Raw genomic sequence first — 17,412 nt, 5'->3', positions numbered from 1 at the left:
ACACTCCTTATTGTTGATTTAGTGCATGACTTTTCGTGATCCTATACTGCTGCCTACCCACCACTATAAGTTGAATTACAATAATGACAAAGCTCGCAAACAGTAATCCTTGCCATTCAACTAAATTGAGAAATAGTCCCGCACTCAAAGCGGCAGTGGCTTGACTACCGAACACCAAAAACTCATTTAAGCCTTGTACTTTAAATCGTTCTACTGGTTGGTAACTTTGGGCCAATAAGACAGTTCCTCCAACAAATAGGAAATTCCAACCAATGCCTAAAAGTACTAATGCTCCCCAATAGCTCAACCACTCGTTACCAGTAAGTGCGACCAATATAGTGCAGGTATAGGCGAATAGACCAATATAGATGATTCTTGACGTTCCCAATATGTTAATCAACCATCCACTAAACAAAGAGGGGAAAAACATCGCAAATATATGGCTCTGTATTACCCACTTTGTATCCTGCAACGAAAAGGCTTCATGAACGTGCATATGTACCGGGGTGGCAGTCATAATAAAGCTCATTAGAGCATACCCTACAACTGAAGCTGATACTGCAAGAACAAATACAGGCTGTTTCACTATTTGACTAAGTTCTCGGCCTGTATTCGCAGACTTTTCTGAAACTAGATGTGTATTGGTAATCTGCGTAAACAACAAGCTACATAACAATAGAATGCCCGCCATAAGAAAAAATCCGCCGACAAAGGATTGTGCTGTGAATATTTGACCAATAGTAATTAATTCTGGTCCCAATATGGCCGCAACTAGGCCACCCAATAACACAGTTGATGCAGCTTTAGGCATCATTTCAAGACCCACTGACTCCATTGCAGCAAATCTAATTTGCTGAATAGCTGACAACATCAACCCCAACAAAAAAGCGCAGAATACTAGTCCTGTAAAACTATGGTGAATAATGCTAAACGCAGCCAAAAGTGTTGCTAGAGCACCCACTAAGGTTGCGGCAATAAAGATAGGTTTACGACCGAAGTGTTGCATCAAACGGGTAATGGGTAAAACGCCGATTGCAGTTCCAACTATGCTCATTGCTAAGGGTAATGTAGACCATGCAGGATCAGGGGTAAGCTTGGCTCCTAGTACGCCACCTGCTAATACCATCATAGTGCCGGTGCTCATCGCTAGCGCTTGGATTAGGGTTAATAGCCATACATTCGCGGGCATTTTCGACACTTAAATCATTCCTTACGACTATGAGGTTGAATTTGGTGAGCTAGTGTAACGATTTGTCAGATATTAATCTTCAGTAGATGGAAATGAAAAAACTAATTGCCTGTTATCTTCAGGATCGGCTAAACCTACATGTACTCCTACTAGTCGAATTCCTCTGTTGTTTTGTCGTGCGAGGCCTTCCGTTAAAAGTTCTATGAAATAGTCTTGGTCCAATTGCTGGCATTTATGTTCGACAGTTGTTTGTTGAAAGTCACTGAATTTTAGCTTAATTCCCTGACTTTGAATCGGGCTCTTAGTTTTGCTCAGCCGTGTTTTTAAAAGAGGGTAAAGGCTATCGAGCATTTTAATACACTCCTCTTTGCTATGGATATCTTGCGCTAAGGTTCGCTCTACCCCCACAGACTTGCGTTGTCTCGATAGGCTCAGGTTTCGGTCGTCTAAACCATGGCTACGGTCCCATATTATTGAACCAAATTTACCGAATCGTTTTATTAAGTCTTCGAATGGAAAGTGGCGTACATCGGCACAAGTATGTAGGCCAATGTCGTTTAATTTACCTAAAGTCACTTTACCTACCCCAGGAATTTTACCTAATGGTAATGCAATTACAAATTCGTCGAGTAGGTCAGGGGGAACGACACAAATCCCATTAGGTTTATTCTCATCACTGGCAATTTTAGCGACAAACTTACAAGGGGCTACTCCGGCAGAGGCAGTAAGTTGCGTTTCTTCGAAAATTGCACGGCGTATATCTTCAGCTATTAAAGTAGCGCTGCCAGAGAACAGTTCACAGTCAGATACGTCTAGGTAGGCTTCGTCTAGTGATAAGGGCTCAATTTTGTCTGTATAGCGACTGAATATTTCACGTATTTGTTGGGATATTTCGCTATATAGGTTCATTCTCCCTGGCACCAACACTAACTCAGGACAGAGTTTCAGTGCATGGGCTGTGGCCATTGCAGAGCGTACCCCAAACTTCCGTGCTTGGTAATTACAAGTAGAAATGACACCTCGTCTGTCGGTACTACCTCCGATTGCTAAAGGCACATTGCGATATTCAGGATTATCGCGCATTTCAACGGCTGCATAATAACAATCCATATCTATGTGAATGATTTTGCGCAAATTATTCCTGAGAATATAACTGTATATAAAGTCAGTATTTTGCCGAAATAATTTAAAATATCAACATAAAAAACGTCAGACTAGCTGGCGTTGATAGGGTATTTTAGTTTTAAAACTGTTTATAGAATTTGGTTCTTTTTCCATTCATTCAATTTTGTTTGTCGAGCTTGTTCCTTTTCAATGCGCATCTTCTTGCGGTCACAAGGTTCAGGGCAGTCACAGGCCTTATCGATTCCCAATGCGCCTAAGCCACCGCAACTTCCGGCAATGGTTTTTTGTTGAACGATATACCCCACGGCCATTGCAACTACGACTACGAGAAAAAACACAAATGCGAGTATAAAGGTACTCATAATTAGTCTCCAATTAATTGAAAATGGGGTTAGTGGATAGTAACAAGCTTGTCAAACATCGCGCTAGTATACTCTTTAAACCCCTCTTTTTCCTTAGTGATCAATAGAACGGCTAAGTCATATTTTTCTGACAAAAGTAGTGCTTTTTCTTTTCCCATCACATTCAAAGCTGTCGCTAGACCATCAGCAGTCATTGAAGAGGGAGCCACCACAGTAACCGACACTAAATTATGGTTAATGGGTGCACCTGTATTGGGATTAATTAAATGGGAATAGCGCACTCCAGCATCTTCATAATAGTTTCGATAGTCACCTGAGGTAGCGATAGCATTGTTGCCAACACTGATGATACGTTCTACAGCTCGTTCTTTGGTTAGCGGTTTTTCGATTGCCACTCGCCAAGGTTGACCATTGCTTTTTCTCCCTGATAGTCGCATTTCTCCACCTACTTCTACTAGGTAGTCATGAATATTATGTTTCTCTAATATGTCAGCCATCTGATCGACACCATATCCCTTGGCTATAGTAGATAAATCGACATATAAATTAGGGTGAGTTTTTCTTGCCGAATTTTCGCGTATTTCTAGGCGTTGCAAACCAACTCGTTGTCTGGCGGCCATAATTTCGGCTGCAGAAGGAATTTTATCAGGACGAGCTTTGGGGCCAAATCCCCATAGGTTAACCAATGGCCCGACTGTGACATCAAGTATGCCATCACTTAAGTCGCCTAGGCGTTTCGCTTCTCTCATAACGTAAATAGTTTGTGCTGATAAAGGAAATGGTTCCGTGCTATTCCATTGGTTGAAGCGACTTAACTCAGAGTCTTGAATATAGGTAGACATGAGCTGGTTAATGTTGATCAATTCTTGGTTTATCTCTGCCTGTAACTCGGACGGAGTTATGAGCTCGGTCGGTGCGTATTTTAGATTATAGGTGGTACCCATAGTCGGGCCAGAAAGGTGAACTTCTGCCGGTGGTTCGCCGCACGACACCAAAAACAATACGCTAAAAGTGATTAACAATAGAGGTTTTTCATAAACGTCTTTTAAATTCACAACATTTTTCCATAAGAAAAGGGGCATTAAGCCCCTTTTAAAGTTATATAAACGAACTTAGAGTTTAACCGCCGAAGTCATCCAACATAATGTTTTCGTCTTCTACACCAAGCTCTTTCAGCATATTAATGACTGCCGCATTCATCATAGGAGGACCACACATGTAGAACTCACAATCTTCAGGTGCTGGGTGATCTTTCAGGTAATTCTCTAACAATACGTTATGAATAAAGCCTGTATCACCTTCCCAGTTATCTTCAGGCTGGGGATCAGAAAGAGCAACATGCCAAGTAAAGTTGTCGTTCTCTTTTTGTAGCATATCGAAATCTTCTACATAGAACATCTCACGGAGTGAACGAGCACCATACCAGAAAGTCATCTTACGTTTTGATTTTAAGCGACGTAATTGGTCGAAGATGTGCGAACGCATTGGCGCCATACCTGCACCACCACCAACAAATACCATTTCTGCGTCAGTATCTTTAGCAAAGAACTCACCGAAAGGTCCAGATATGGTGGCTTTGTCACCTTCTTTAAGGCTCCAAATATATGAAGACATTTTACCTGCTGGCAAAGATAAGTTGTTCGGCGGCGGTGAAGCAACACGCACGTTCAACATAATAATGCCTTCTTCTTCTGGGTAGTTAGCCATTGAATAAGCACGGATAGTTTCTTCATCTACTTTTGACTCGATGTTGAAGAAACCAAAACGTTCCCAATCTCCACGATATTCTTCGGGGATATCAAAGTCTGAATATTTAACATGATGAGGTGGAGCTTCGATTTGAATATAACCACCGGCACGGAAAGGCACACTTTCACCATTAGGGATCTTAAGTTTAAGCTCTTTAATGAAGGTCGCTTTGTTATCGTTAGAGATAACTTCACAATCCCATTTTTTAATACCGAAAATTTCTTCTTCTAGTTCGATTTCCATATCTTGTTTGATAGACACCTGACAAGATAAACGACAACCGTGCTTCGCTTCTTTCTTGCTAATATGATCAAGTTCAGTAGGCAAAATCTCACCACCACCTGATTTAATATCAACACGACACTGGCCACAAGAACCACCGCCACCACAAGCAGAAGACACAAAGATACCAGCATTAGCAAGAGCGCCTAATAATTTGTCACCAGGCTGTGCAGTGATTGACTCTTCTGCTCCGCCGTTGATAGTAATAGTGACTTCGCCTTCTGGTACTAATTTAGATTTTGCAAACATGATAATAAACACTAACGCTAAAACAATAGCGATAAACATGCCTACACCAAGATAAATTTCATTTGGATTCATTAAAATACTCCCAGACCGCTTAAAGCGACACGCCAGTAAATGATTGGAAACCCAGAGCCATCAAGCCGGCGATCATAAATACTGATCCCAAGCCTCTGATGCCTTCTGGCATGTCAGCATATTTCAGCTTTTCACGCACTGCCGCTAGTAAGGTAATGGCAATTGCCCAACCTAAACCACTGCCAATACCGTAAACGATGCTTTCGCTAAAGTTGTATTCACGTTGTACCGCAAATGCTACCCCACCAAATATTGCACAGTTAACCGTAATCAAAGGTAAGAAAATACCTAGGGCGTTATACAAAGCAGGGAAAAACTTATCCAAGCTCATTTCTAAAATTTGCACTAACGCAGCGATGACACCAATAAAAGTTAAGAAACTTAAAAAGCTTAAATCGGCGTCAGGAAAACCAGCCCAGCCTAAAGCGCCTGGCGCTAAGATATTCACAAATATGACCTGATTTACAGGGACTGAGATACCTAACACCACAATCACTGCTACGCCCAAACCCATTGCTGTTTTTACTTTTTTAGATACGGCTAAAAAAGTACACATCCCTAGGAATAATGAAAGTGCCATGTTTTCAATGAAAACTGACTTTATAAATATACTTAAATAATGTTCCATGAATTACTCCTTCGGCTCTACTTGTTCAGGACGAATAGTACGAATTACCCAAATCAAGCCACCAATCAAAAAGAATGAGCTGAAAGGTAAAATCAATAGGCCATTACCTTGATACCAACCACCATTTTGAACGAGTTCAAATATAGGGAAACCTAAAATTGTACCGAAACCAAATAGCTCTTTTATAGTACCGATAATAATCAATACCATAGAGTAACCAAGACCATTACCAATGCCATCTAAGAAAGACATAAAAGGTGGGCTCTTCATTGCATATGCTTCGGCTCGACCCATTACGATACAGTTAGTAATAATTAAGCCGACAAACACCGATAGTTGTTTCGAAATTTCGTAAGAATATGCTTTCAATATCTGGTCAACTACTATTACCAAAGAAGCAATAATTGTCATTTGAATAATAATTCGAACGCTAGAAGGTATCTGAGTACGAATTAGCGAGATAAATAAACTAGCAAATGCTGTTACAGCAGTTAATGCCAAAGACATCACCAAAGCCGTTTCTAGTTTAGTTGTAATTGCAAGCGCTGAGCAAACGCCCAAAATTTGCAATGCAATAGGGTTATTGTCGAGAACGGGTCCGAACAATACCTTTTTCATTTCTTTAACGTCAGCCATTGTGTGAACCCCTTACGATTTCCAAGTCTGATTTTTAAGATACGGTCCAAAACCGTTCTTACCTAACCAATATGACAGTGTATTCTGCACACCATTGCTAGTTAACGTTGCACCAGAAAGTGCATCAACTGCATACGGGTCAGATGGGTTAGCGTTTTTCTTGATCTTAATAGCAACATCACCTTGATCAAATAATTGCTTGCCGTCCCACTTAGCCTTCCAGCTTGGGTTCTGAACTTCGCCACCTAATCCAGGGGTTTCTTTTTGCTGATAATAAACCAGCTCACGCACTGTGTTGCCGTCTGAGTCTATTGCTAAGAAACCATACATTAAGTCCCAAAGACCACTACCATGAACTGGTAAAATAATACGCGTCACTTTACCCGCATCATCTTTCACTTCATAAATACTGGCGATGCTTGCACGCTGTTGAAAACCAACATTACTGCCTTCAACTTTAACTGAGTATTCAGGCATTTTAGCGGCTTTATACATGTCGTAGTTGTCACTTGGCTTCTCAACATATTGACCTGTTGCTAAATCAATATACTTTTCATCTACGTACTTTTCGAACGTACCGGCGATATCGCCAGCGGCTTTATCAGCTAAACCAGCGGCTTCGATGATATTAGATTGTTTGTCTAATGCTGCGTTTGTTTCTTGCATAGAGCGCAGGCCAACAGCCGCACTGGATACAATGATCGAACAAACTAAACATACAGCAACAACAACACCTACTGTTTTTCCTAGCGTTTCTTTTTTAGCCGACACGAGCGATCCTCCGTTTAATATTGCTTTGGGCAACAAAATAATCGAATAAAGGCGCCCATAAGTTAGCGAATAAAATAGCTAACATCATACCCTCTGGGAAAGCTGGATTGATAACACGTACCATCACACACATTACACCAATTAAAATACCGTAGGCCCATTTACCTTGGTTGGTAAACGATGCTGAAACAGGGTCGGTAGCCATAAAGAACATACCAAAGGCAAATCCACCTGTGACTAAGTGCCAGTACCAAGGCATAGCAAACATGGCGTTAGTGTCACTGCCAACTAGGTTAAGTAGAGTACTTAGCGCAGCACCACCTAACAACACACCAAGCACGATGCGCCATGATGCGATTCGCATATAAATTAAGAATAAACCACCTAAAGCAATGGCTAAGGTTGACACTTCACCAACAGAACCTTGTAAGTTACCGAAGAAAGCGTTCCACCACTCAGCACTCATACTCCAATCTGAGATATTACCAGCAGCAGCTTGACTTAAAGCTGTAGCGCCAGAATAACCATCCGCAGCCACCCAAATTGAATCACCAGAGATTTGTGCAGGATAAGCAAAATAAAGGAAAGCACGACCAGATAAAGCTGGGTTTAAGAAGTTACGACCTGTACCACCAAATATTTCCTTCGCGATAACTACGCCAAAGGTAATACCTAACGCAGCTTGCCAAAGAGGGATAGTTGCCGGTAGTGTCAGTGCAAATAAAACCGAAGTAACAAAGAAGCCTTCGTTGATTTCGTGTTTACGTACAGAGGCAAACAATACTTCCCAAAATCCACCCACTATAAATACAGTGGCATAAATGGGTAAGAAGAAACATGCGCCGTATAACATCATACCAAGCCAAGTACTCTCAGCATTCAGCTGACCACCGAACATTTCGAACAAGCCTGCTTGCCAAAACGCTGTTGCGGTATCGGCCCAAACTGCACCACCTAAAATGGCTTCGTGAGCTTGTGCACCCACGTTATACATGCCGTAAAACATTGCTGGGAATGTTGCCATCCACACCATGATCATTATACGTTTTAAATCGATACTATCTTTAACATGAGTGGTCGATTTATTGACTGTACCTGGGGTATAAAAAATAGTTGCCGCAGCTTCATACAGGGCATACCACTTTTCGTACTTTCCACCGGCTTCAAAATCCGGCTCAATTTTTTCTAAAAATGCTTTTAAGCCCATGATTAACCCTCTTTCTCAATCTGCTCTAAACATTCACGTAAGACTGGACCATAGTTATATTTGCCTGGGCAAACATAAGTACATAAAGCCAAATCTTCTTCGTCTAGTTCCAAGCAACCTAAACTTTGCGCACCATCGGTATCACCAGAAAGTAAATCTCGAAGTAACAAAGTAGGTAAAATATCTAACGGCATAATGCGCTCATAGTTACCAATTGGTACCATTGAACGATCTGAACCATTAGTTGTAGTGGTCATATTAAACAACTTCTTAGGACTTAAATGCCCAAGGTAAGCTCGAGTGATAGAATGTTGGTTTACACCAGGCTTTATCCAACCAAAAAGTTCTTTTTCACGGCCTTCACGTAAAATAGTAATTTGGTTGTGGAAGCGACCTAAATAACCATGTACGCCATGTGCATTGGTACCCTGCAAAACAGAGCCCGAAATCACACGCATTTCACCGTCATTGTTTTCATTGGTCGTCAACTCAGTTAGATCGGCACCCAATAAAGTACGTACTAAACGAGGATTTTTCACTCCAGGACCTGCTAATGAAACCACTTTACGGTTGTCTAATTCACCAGTGGTGAACAAGCTACCAATAGCTAAAACATCTTGATATCCAACATGCCAAACTTTCTTATTGGCACCAGCTGAATCTAGAAAGTGAATATGGGTACCTACTAATCCAGCAGGATGTGAGCCAGCAAATTCATTCACTTCAACCTTTACGTTACCTACAGCAACGTCAGCGCTCGGCGCTTTGCTGACAAATACTTTACCTTCAGTTAAGCGGCTAAGAACTTGCAAACCATTGATGAAATCTTCGCTTCGCTCCGCGATCACAATTTGTGGATCCGCAGCCAGTGGATTGGTATCCATCACAGATACAAAAATTGAATTTGGTTTAGAGCCTAACTCAGGAGACTTGCTGAACGGTCGAGTTCTAATGGCCGTCCATAATCCTGAATTAACTAGGTTCTCTTCTACTTTAGCAGCGTCTAGAGATGCGAGTTCGGCACTGCTATATTTAGCAAACACTTCACTTTCATCACCTTCAAGTTGAATGACAACCGATTGCAAAACACGTTTTGCACCACGGTTAACTTCAACTACATTACCCGCAGCTGGAGCGGTGAATTTAACGCCAGGATTCTTTTTATCTTCAAAAAGAATTTGGCCCTTCTTCACTTTGTCTCCTTCTTGGACATGCATGGTAGGACGCATTCCTACATATTCTTCACCCAAAATAGCGACTCTGGTAACAGAGTTTCCATCTTGAATAGTCTGTTGTGGCGCTCCCTGAATAGGAAGATCTAACCCTTTCGTGATTTTTATCATACGCAATAGCACTACTCTAATTAATACACAGCACCATTAGGCTCTTAAATACAGCCTTCCATCTACTGTATGCAAGTCATCAAAAACCTAGTGGTGGTGAGTATCGTCAATCAAGACTGTTTAATAAGCTACAAGCTAATTTTGCAGCGTCCGATCTTCTTCAAAAATTACTGCTTTGAGTAAACCTTAACTATAAATCTACAAGACACCCAAGCTTAGCCTCGGAATTTTAGCATTAACCAGTGTATTTCTTCCATGCAAATTGTTGTTTAAACACATTTATTTTGTGGTTTTTATGGATTTTTCTGAATAAACCTATTAGAAAGGTAGACCAAATTTCTAAAATGAATAAACCGTCATTTTCAGCGGCTTTTTTTTAATCAAAATTTTAACAATGCAATTTATTGGGAAAAGTTGAGTTGGACTGTTGATATTTATGCGTGAAAGCAGGTTTCTTTGCCTTCTAAAATAACATTTCATCACTAAGGTTTGCCCCGACGAAAACGGTAATGAATGTTGGTTTCATTTTTTATCCGTTTTCCATAAATATTGGTTGGGACAATAAGTTTTTATTGTAGGAATTCAATACTTGGCATTTTTACACTGCTTAAAGGCGATCAACCTTCATGCTTTGAAGTTGTCTTAAATGGTAATAGACAAGCAGTGAAATCAGAAACACAAGGTCGTTGCAAATTTACAACAAAAAACCGCCAAATTTTCAGGCGGTTTCTTCGTTAAGCAATGTACTTTACCATTCAACTAAAGGGTTAACGTCAGCATCGTAGTCGACACCCGCGACATCAAAACCAAACAGTTTTAAAAACTCATGGTGATAACCTGCATAATCGCTCAGATCGTGGAAATTATCTTGAGTGACTTGATCCCATAATTGTTTGATTTTAGCTTGAGTTGCATCATTGGTTTCTTTAGTGTTCATATATAAACGACCCATTTCATCCACTTCAGGTTTGGATTGGGTTAATTTATCCGTAAACAAATCGTAAATTTGTTCAATACAACCTTGATGTGTGCCTTCTTGTTTCATCACTTTATAAATGAGTGAAATATATAAGGGCATAACCGGAATGGCAGAACTAGCCTGAGTCACTAATGCCTTTAAAGAAGAGACATAGGCCTGTACTTTTTTATCTGATTTAGTTTTGACAATAGAGGCGGCTGCTCTATCTAAATCTTCTTTAGCTTTGCCTATTGTTGCTTGCCCATAAATTGGCCAGGTTAATTCTTTGCCTACATAGGTATAGGCTGTGGTTTTGCAATTGTCTGCCAACAAGTCGGCTTCATCTAATGCATCTAACCACAATTCCCAGTCTTCACCACCCATTACTTTAATAGTTTGTTGAATTTCGTCTTGATTAGCTGGCTCAAGTTCAATCTCATGAACTTGGTCTTTGTCAGTATCGTATGTTTTAGTTTTGTATGCTTGTCCGACAGGCTTGAGAGTTGACTTATACACTTCGCCAGTTTCAGGATCGGTTCGTCTAGGCGAGGCTAGGCTATAGATAACCAAGTCCACTTTCCCCATATCGGCTTTTAACGTATCGATGACTTGTTGTTTGAGTTCTTTTGAGAAAGCGTCACCGTTTAAGGTCTTAGCATAGAGTCCAGCAGCAGAGGCTTCAGTATGAAATCCAGCAGTGTTGTACCAACCAGCGGTGCCAGTTTTCCTGTCTGTCGGAGGCTTCTCAAAACAAACCCCTAAGGTATTAGCACCGCCTGCAAATGCAGCTGTGATCCTAGAAGCCAATCCATAACCCGTAGAGCTGCCGATAACTAATACGTTTTTAGGAGCATTTTTTAATGCTCCTTGTGCTTTAACATACTCAATTTGTTGGCGAACACTAGCCGCACATCCAACTGGATGAGCGTTAGTACAGATAAAGCCGCGAATTTTGGGCTTAACAATCATAGTGACTTCCTATTTTTAAATTTCAGCGCATTGTAATGCTAGTCTTGGCATAAACACATCTGAACAGCTGATAAAAAATTAAAGGTTTAAGTGTGTTTAGTGCTATTTACTTATCAAACCCCACGTATTGCGCGAACAAACGCTCACTAAACGTTACAGTAAATTTTCATATTCTGCCGTTATTGCGGTTCAGTAGCGCGATTTTTATAGTATTCGAATTCTGATATTTGGTGATATTTCATGACATTGTTTTGAAAGTCAGAATAGGATTGATACACTTTTTTAAATAGAGGATCTGCTTCTGACTGTTGTTGCATAACTTCAGCTGAAGCATTTTTTAAGGCTAACATGACATCTGCGGGCAGAGGTCGCATATCTACGCCATGGGTCTCAACTAAAGCCTGCATGGAGGCGTTATTTGCGGCCGTATATTCATCCCACATATCTTGATTGACTGCTCGAGTCGCCACTTCAATGATAGCTTGTAGGTCTTTTGGTAAGGCTTCGAATGCTTGTTTGTTAACCATGAATTCTAAAGTCGCGCTAGGTTCATGCCACCCAGAATAATAGTAATACTTGGCTGCTTTGTGTAAACCAAAGGCTAAATCGTTATAAGGACCTACCCACTCGGTGGCGTCTATTGCGCCAGACTGAAGCGAAGTAAATAACTCGCCACCTGTAAGCGCTACCGGAATACCCCCTAACTTTTTAAGTACTTCACCACCTAATCCGGGTATTCGCATTTTTAAACCTTTAAGGTCTGCAACGCTGTTAATTTCGCGTTTAAACCAACCGGCCATTTGCACGCCTGAATTTCCTCCGGCAAAAGGGATTAGGTTAAAGGGGGCATAGACTTCTCGCCATAATTCCATGCCGCCACCGTAATGTAACCATGCATTCATTTCTGTTGCGTTCATGCCAAAAGGAATGGCAGTGAAAATTTGTGATGCAGGAGCTTTGCCTTTCCAATAATAAGAACCTGAGTGCCCCATTTGTGCGGCACCACTTGACACTGTATCAAATACTTCAAAGCCCGGCACCATTTGACCGGCGCCAAACACTTTTACTTTTAACCTACCATTGGACATACGTTCTACATACTTAGCAAAGGTTTCTGGTCCTTTACCCAATCCAGGAAAGTTCTTTGGCCAAGACGTCACCAGTTTCCATTCATAATTTTGTTGTTCAATTTTGGGGGCTGAGGTATCAGAAGGTTGCCCACCGCAGGACAAAAGAAATACACTAAACACCAGTAACAGCTGAGGTAATTTCATATAGAGACTCTCTAAAGCAAGGAAGGTAACCAAGTTACCAGATTTGGCCAAATCGCTAAACACGCTAATAAGACCAATTGAATGATAATAAAAGGGGTCACCCCACGGTAAATGTCAGATGTTTTAACTTCTGGTGGCGCGACGCCGCGTAAATAAAACAACGCAAAACCAAATGGTGGGGTTAAGAATGAAGTCTGTAAATTAACAGCTATCATAATTCCAAGCCATATAGGATCAACCCCCATTGCCAACAAAACTGGCGCTACTAAAGGTACCACTACAAAAGTGATTTCGATAAAATCCAAAATAAAACCGAGTAAAAATATCACGACCATCACTAATAAAACTGCAGAAAAAACACCCCCAGGTAAGTCAGCAAACAACTCCTCTATTAACTCTTCGCCACCAAAACCACGAAATACCAAAGAAAAAATTGAAGCGCCAATCAAAATCAGAAATACCATAGAGGTGACTCTTGTGGTAGACATCATGACGTCTCTTAATTTTTGCCAATCTAACTTTTTGTTAATAACCGCCAGAATTAATGAACCCACTGCACCGACCCCTGCAGCTTCTGTTGGAGTCGCAAATCCGGCCAATATTGAGCCAAGTACGGTGATGATAAGTACTAACGGAGGAAACAGCGCTGCAATTAATCCAATCTTAGAAATTGGCGTGTTATCAATTCGAGTATTGCGGGATAAATCGATTTGTTTGCTGGCAAAAATTAACACGTACAGCACATACATGAGGACCAACAACAACCCTGGCACTAATGCGCCTACAAATAAGTCGCCTACAGAGACTGACTTAGGTGAAAATATACCCATACTTAATTGAGCTTGTTGGAAAGAACTTGATAACACATCACCCAATAAAATTAACGCAATTGAAGGAGGGATAATTTGCCCTAAAGTGCCGGTTGCACATATTGCACCACTAGCAAAAGATGGTGAGTAACCTTGCTTTAGCATGGTTGGAAGAGAGAGTAGCGCCATAGTCACTACCGTCGCCCCTACTATTCCGGTGCTTGCCGCTAGCAACATACCCACCAAGACTACAGATATTGCTAACCCCGATTTTAATCTACCAAATACTTGCCCCATGGCAATCAGTAAATTTTCTGCCACTTGAGATTTTTCTAGCATTACGCCCATAAATACAAATAAAGGCACTGCAATAAGCGTTTGGTTTGAAACTATCCCAAATAGACGACTTGGCACGGCTTGCAGGTAGGATGTGTCGAATACGCCAAAAAGTGCACCAACAGCCGCAAAAATTAAAGCCGTACCCGCTAAAGAATAGGCTACGGGATAGCCAAATAGCAAAACCAAACACACCGCTAAAAACATCACAAGAGCGAGATATTCCATTATTGCACCTTCTCTTTGTCTATGTGTTTTTGCTGATTTATTCGCAGCAGGCTACTAATAATCTCTGCGATGCCTTGCAATACCATGGTAAATGAAAAGGCTAGCAGTAAACTTTTTAACAGAAATACCGCGGGGATCCCTCCTGCCGCTTGGGAATCTTCCAATATTTTCCAAGCTGAAACCACGTATTCGAAACTAATGAAAAAAATAAACAGGTTGACCGGCATTAACAACACTAATCCACCAACAATATCGACTTTTGCTTGTTTGGTAGGTGAGAAGCTTCGATAAAAAATATCGACTCGAACGTGCTCGTTGACCCGCAATGTGTGAGCGGCCCCTAATAAAAACACCATGCCATGAAGATACATGACCGATTCTTGCATCGCGACCCAGCCCATATTAAAGCCGTATCTGAGCACCACAATTAGAAAGGTCAGCAATACCATACATAGGGTAAACCAACTGACCAATTGACATAATAAAAGGTGAAATGAATCGATTTTTTTCTGCCATTTAGCAGCATGGTTTAACAGCATGAATATTTCTTATTGTTATTAGAGCTGATTAATTAAGGTTACCAGCATAAAGCCTATCAAAGTTATTGCTTCGAACCACCTAAACAATTGGGAGACTGCGGATATTCTCCAAATAAGTTTTTCCATTCTTCTTGAGTATAGGTATGTAGTGCAAGAGCATGAATATCGTTTGCAAGCTCATCTTCTAAAACCGAATTTACCGCTCTATGTCTTTTTATCAAGCGCTCACCACTGAAAGCTGGTGTGACAATTACCACTTTAAAGTGGCTCTCAGAGCCTGCAGGTACATTGTGTTGTGAACTTTCGTTGATCACCTGCAGATGTTCTGGTTTAAAGTGATTCATTAGCTTTTTTTCTATATTGCTTTGAATATTCATTTAGTTGTCCAAGTTCAATGCTTTAGCTTGTTTTATACTCTTAATTTTAGCTACTAAAACCAATAAATGACACAAAAAATTTACAAATTCCGAATCCAATTCCACTTCGTCATAGGTGACGAATACCTATTACTTGCAATGGAGTATCCCTATGGCTATTTGATTGTGGTTGCGATTATTCTTAATTTGAGCTGGAGTTACATTATTACGTTAGGTAAGGTTCTTTGTTTGCTTCAGACATATCGAGCCAAATGCCGTGTTATCATATTTCCATTCAAGCAATGATCGCTGTACGGCCCATTAAATTTGGACAAAAATGAACACGAGTTTAACCCTTCTTAATAGAAACTTGCAGTTGGTTAGATATCCACAACAGCTGCAACATCCTAGTTGGCAAGCGTGGGACGCGGCCGACGAATACTTAATTGAATATGTAGAGCAGAATATTACGAATCTCGAAACGCTATCGATTAGTATATACAACGATGATTTTGGCACCTTAGCTTGCTGGTTTGCCGCTTTACGTCCCCAATGGGTGACGGATTCATATGTTGCTAAACAATCTTGTTTGATTAATCTACAACAAAACAACATGCCAGCAGAGTCAGTAGAATTTTACGATTCAGTGACAGCAATTCCGGGGAAAACCGACCTAGTTTTGCTTAAAGTACCCAAAACTACCGCTTTGCTAGAGCAACAACTAATTGATTTGCAAAGCAGAGTATCAGCAACCACGACTGTTATCGCAGCAGGTAAAGCTTCGCTGATCCATAAGTCTACGTTGGCCTTATTCGAAAAGTTTTTAGGCACTACCTCCACCTCATTAGCCAAGAAAAAGGCACGTTTGATATTCTGTGAACCCACTGCTGATAAGTCTGCTTTGAGTCCCTATCCAACTATTTGGTTTACTGAAAAGCCAAAATTTGAAATCAGCAATCTAGCCAATGTTTTTGCGCGTCAGCAGCTGGATATTGGCGCAAGGTTTATGCTTGAGCATTTATCTAAATTACCCGAGCTGGATAATAAAACTGTGGTTGATTTAGGTTGCGGAAACGGCATTTTAGGACTTCATATCCTTAACCAGACGCGGCAGACCAAAGTGGTTTTTGTTGATGAATCTTATATGGCTATCGCTTCTGCTAAACAAAATATACAGACTAACTTGCCTCAGCAACTCAGTCAGTCTGAGTTTATGGTGAATAATTGTTTGGATGACTTTGCTAAAAAGTCTAGCGCTACCGAAATAGACCTGGTGATATGTAACCCGCCATTTCATCAACAAAATACTATTACTGACCACATAGCCTGGCAGATGTTTAAAGATACCAAAGCTGTACTCAAAAAAGGAGGGCAATTGATTGTGGTAGGTAATCGACATTTAGATTACCCGAGTAAATTAAAAAGGCTGTTTGGTAAGGCAACAACGGTTGCAACTAATCAAAAATTTAGTATTTTGTCAGCAACTAAACTCTAGGAATCTATCAATGTTAAAAACACTTTTAGTTAGCTGTCTCGTTATTGCCTCCACTTTAGTTTTAGCTAAGGTCAAAGACGATGGTTCACATATTCAACCCGATAATTATTACCCTAGAGTAAAAATGGTTACGAGTATGGGTGATATCATCGTTGAATTAGATCGCACAAGGGCGCCCATTACCGTTAATAACTTCTTACGCTACGTTGACAAACGTAGTTATGAGGATACGATTTTTCATCGCATTGTGCCCGATTTCGTAGTGCAAGGTGGTGGTTATGATACTAACTTTGTAGAAAAACCCTCATTTGGAAAAATAATTAACGAATCCGGGAATGGTTTAAAAAATAGTATGTACAACATTACTATGGCAAGACAGGATGATCCGCATTCTGCGACTCGGCAGTTCTTCTTCAATATGAATAACAATGATAGTTTGGATCCCGGACGGAACTGGGGTTACACAGTATTTGGCTCGGTAGTTGAAGGTTATGAAGTGTTAGATAAAATGGCCGAAGTGAAAACAGATTTTGATCCCAAGTACGGATGGTCAGATGTCCCAGTAGAGCAAGTGATATTGCGCAAAGTGATAGTATTGCCGCCTGTTTAACCATTAGCGCTTTCCCGCCACTTTAATATGTCGCAGTAGGGTAGTTTGTCATTTTCTATTGCGGTGTTATCTTGATTCTCATAAGTATGATTCAATACTTAGTGACAAAGTGGTAAATAAGCATGATTGTTTAGTCATTGCTTATCTAAACATAACCAATCTTGAATTGAATAAAAACTCTGCACCTTGCATGGTTTATCCTAGTATCTTGTCTGAGTGACAGTC

General features: G+C 40.7%; 17 protein-coding genes. 2 read left to right on the top strand and 15 right to left on the bottom strand.

Annotated features, from left to right (window positions below):
- Positions 1-7 precede the first annotated feature (7 nt).
- The 15 genes from KO534_RS16205 to bolA all read right to left on the bottom strand — a co-directional run bounded on the left by KO534_RS16205 (position 8) and on the right by bolA (position 15,103).
- A complete protein-coding gene (locus KO534_RS16205; RefSeq protein ID WP_252732228.1) occupies positions 8-1,189 on the bottom strand; it encodes an MFS transporter in 1,182 nt (393 codons plus the stop codon).
- Between the two features lie 72 nt (positions 1,190-1,261).
- Positions 1,262-2,323 (bottom strand): DNA polymerase IV, encoded by a 1,062-nt coding sequence (gene dinB, locus KO534_RS16200; RefSeq protein WP_215930888.1) that lies wholly within the window; start codon positions 2,321-2,323, stop codon positions 1,262-1,264.
- Positions 2,324-2,442: 119 nt separating this feature from the next.
- Complete coding sequence (gene nqrM, locus KO534_RS16195; protein ID WP_215930886.1) at positions 2,443-2,676, bottom strand: (Na+)-NQR maturation NqrM; 234 nt, start codon at positions 2,674-2,676, stop codon at positions 2,443-2,445.
- Between the two features lie 29 nt (positions 2,677-2,705).
- Positions 2,706-3,731 (bottom strand): FAD:protein FMN transferase, encoded by a 1,026-nt coding sequence (locus KO534_RS16190; protein ID WP_436836588.1) that lies wholly within the window; start codon positions 3,729-3,731, stop codon positions 2,706-2,708.
- Between the two features lie 64 nt (positions 3,732-3,795).
- Positions 3,796-5,028 (bottom strand): NADH:ubiquinone reductase (Na(+)-transporting) subunit F, encoded by a 1,233-nt coding sequence (gene nqrF, locus KO534_RS16185; protein WP_215930882.1) that lies wholly within the window; start codon positions 5,026-5,028, stop codon positions 3,796-3,798.
- 19 nt (positions 5,029-5,047) lie between these two features.
- A complete protein-coding gene (gene nqrE / locus KO534_RS16180) occupies positions 5,048-5,656 on the bottom strand; it encodes an NADH:ubiquinone reductase (Na(+)-transporting) subunit E (RefSeq protein WP_215930880.1) in 609 nt (202 codons plus the stop codon).
- Between the two features lie 3 nt (positions 5,657-5,659).
- Positions 5,660-6,292 carry an NADH:ubiquinone reductase (Na(+)-transporting) subunit D gene (locus KO534_RS16175; RefSeq protein ID WP_215930878.1) on the bottom strand — a complete coding sequence of 211 codons (633 nt, stop codon included), beginning with the start codon at positions 6,290-6,292 and terminating at the stop codon, positions 5,660-5,662.
- A 12-nt stretch (positions 6,293-6,304) separates the two neighbouring features.
- Complete coding sequence (locus tag KO534_RS16170) at positions 6,305-7,063, bottom strand: Na(+)-translocating NADH-quinone reductase subunit C (RefSeq protein ID WP_215930876.1); 759 nt, start codon at positions 7,061-7,063, stop codon at positions 6,305-6,307.
- Positions 7,053-8,270, bottom strand: a complete 1,218-nt coding sequence (locus KO534_RS16165) for an NADH:ubiquinone reductase (Na(+)-transporting) subunit B (RefSeq protein WP_215930874.1) — start codon at positions 8,268-8,270, stop codon at positions 7,053-7,055. The genes KO534_RS16170 and KO534_RS16165 overlap by 11 nt, the downstream gene beginning before the upstream one ends.
- 2 nt (positions 8,271-8,272) lie before the next feature.
- Entirely contained in the window at positions 8,273-9,613 is a 1,341-nt protein-coding gene (locus tag KO534_RS16160; RefSeq protein ID WP_215930872.1) for a Na(+)-translocating NADH-quinone reductase subunit A, read from the bottom strand.
- A gap of 748 nt (positions 9,614-10,361) precedes the next feature.
- Positions 10,362-11,540, bottom strand: coding sequence for an enoyl-ACP reductase FabV (gene fabV / locus KO534_RS16155; RefSeq protein WP_215930869.1), 1,179 nt, complete (start codon positions 11,538-11,540; stop codon positions 10,362-10,364).
- A gap of 179 nt (positions 11,541-11,719) precedes the next feature.
- Entirely contained in the window at positions 11,720-12,814 is a 1,095-nt protein-coding gene (locus KO534_RS16150; protein ID WP_215930867.1) for a TRAP transporter substrate-binding protein, read from the bottom strand.
- 11 nt (positions 12,815-12,825) lie between these two features.
- On the bottom strand, positions 12,826-14,187 hold the full coding sequence (locus tag KO534_RS16145; protein ID WP_215930865.1) for a TRAP transporter large permease: 1,362 nt from the start codon (positions 14,185-14,187) through the stop codon (positions 12,826-12,828).
- Entirely contained in the window at positions 14,187-14,726 is a 540-nt protein-coding gene (locus KO534_RS16140; RefSeq protein ID WP_215930863.1) for a TRAP transporter small permease subunit, read from the bottom strand. Before KO534_RS16140 ends, KO534_RS16145 begins: the two co-directional genes overlap by 1 nt.
- A gap of 62 nt (positions 14,727-14,788) precedes the next feature.
- A complete protein-coding gene (gene bolA, locus KO534_RS16135) occupies positions 14,789-15,103 on the bottom strand; it encodes a transcriptional regulator BolA (RefSeq protein ID WP_215930861.1) in 315 nt (104 codons plus the stop codon).
- A 316-nt stretch (positions 15,104-15,419) separates the two neighbouring features.
- On the opposite strand from bolA, the gene KO534_RS16130 reads away from it, so the two are divergent.
- Both KO534_RS16130 and KO534_RS16125 read left to right on the top strand, forming a co-directional pair.
- Positions 15,420-16,577: a methyltransferase gene (locus KO534_RS16130; RefSeq protein ID WP_215930859.1), complete on the top strand. Its 1,158-nt coding sequence runs from the start codon at positions 15,420-15,422 to the stop codon at positions 16,575-16,577.
- Positions 16,578-16,587: 10 nt separating this feature from the next.
- Positions 16,588-17,187: a peptidylprolyl isomerase gene (locus tag KO534_RS16125; protein ID WP_215930857.1), complete on the top strand. Its 600-nt coding sequence runs from the start codon at positions 16,588-16,590 to the stop codon at positions 17,185-17,187.
- Positions 17,188-17,412 lie beyond the last annotated feature (225 nt).

Origin of the sequence: Paraglaciecola arctica, from assembly GCF_018861065.1 — a bacterium.
Taxonomy (GTDB): domain Bacteria; phylum Pseudomonadota; class Gammaproteobacteria; order Enterobacterales; family Alteromonadaceae; genus Paraglaciecola; species Paraglaciecola arctica_B.
Note: the sequence above shows the minus strand (reverse complement) of the source record. Positions and strands in the feature narration are given on the sequence as shown.

Excerpts from the sequence above, each read along its gene's own strand:
- nqrF (WP_215930882.1), bottom strand. The coding sequence starts at position 5,028 with ATGAATCCAAATGAAATTTATCTTGGTGTAGGCATGTTTATCGCTATT.
- nqrM (WP_215930886.1), bottom strand. The coding sequence starts at position 2,676 with ATGAGTACCTTTATACTCGCATTTGTGTTTTTTCTCGTAGTCGTAGTT.
- fabV (WP_215930869.1), bottom strand. The coding sequence starts at position 11,540 with ATGATTGTTAAGCCCAAAATTCGCGGCTTTATCTGTACTAACGCTCAT.
- nqrE (WP_215930880.1), bottom strand. The coding sequence starts at position 5,656 with ATGGAACATTATTTAAGTATATTTATAAAGTCAGTTTTCATTGAAAAC.
- KO534_RS16165 (WP_215930874.1), bottom strand. The coding sequence starts at position 8,270 with ATGGGCTTAAAAGCATTTTTAGAAAAAATTGAGCCGGATTTTGAAGCC.
- KO534_RS16145 (WP_215930865.1), bottom strand. The coding sequence starts at position 14,187 with ATGGAATATCTCGCTCTTGTGATGTTTTTAGCGGTGTGTTTGGTTTTG.
- KO534_RS16205 (WP_252732228.1), bottom strand. The coding sequence starts at position 1,189 with ATGCCCGCGAATGTATGGCTATTAACCCTAATCCAAGCGCTAGCGATG.
- KO534_RS16125 (WP_215930857.1), top strand. The coding sequence starts at position 16,588 with ATGTTAAAAACACTTTTAGTTAGCTGTCTCGTTATTGCCTCCACTTTA.
- bolA (WP_215930861.1), bottom strand. The coding sequence starts at position 15,103 with ATGAATATTCAAAGCAATATAGAAAAAAAGCTAATGAATCACTTTAAA.
- KO534_RS16140 (WP_215930863.1), bottom strand. The coding sequence starts at position 14,726 with ATGCTGTTAAACCATGCTGCTAAATGGCAGAAAAAAATCGATTCATTT.
- KO534_RS16175 (WP_215930878.1), bottom strand. The coding sequence starts at position 6,292 with ATGGCTGACGTTAAAGAAATGAAAAAGGTATTGTTCGGACCCGTTCTC.
- KO534_RS16160 (WP_215930872.1), bottom strand. The coding sequence starts at position 9,613 with ATGATAAAAATCACGAAAGGGTTAGATCTTCCTATTCAGGGAGCGCCA.
- KO534_RS16130 (WP_215930859.1), top strand. The coding sequence starts at position 15,420 with ATGAACACGAGTTTAACCCTTCTTAATAGAAACTTGCAGTTGGTTAGA.
- KO534_RS16150 (WP_215930867.1), bottom strand. The coding sequence starts at position 12,814 with ATGAAATTACCTCAGCTGTTACTGGTGTTTAGTGTATTTCTTTTGTCC.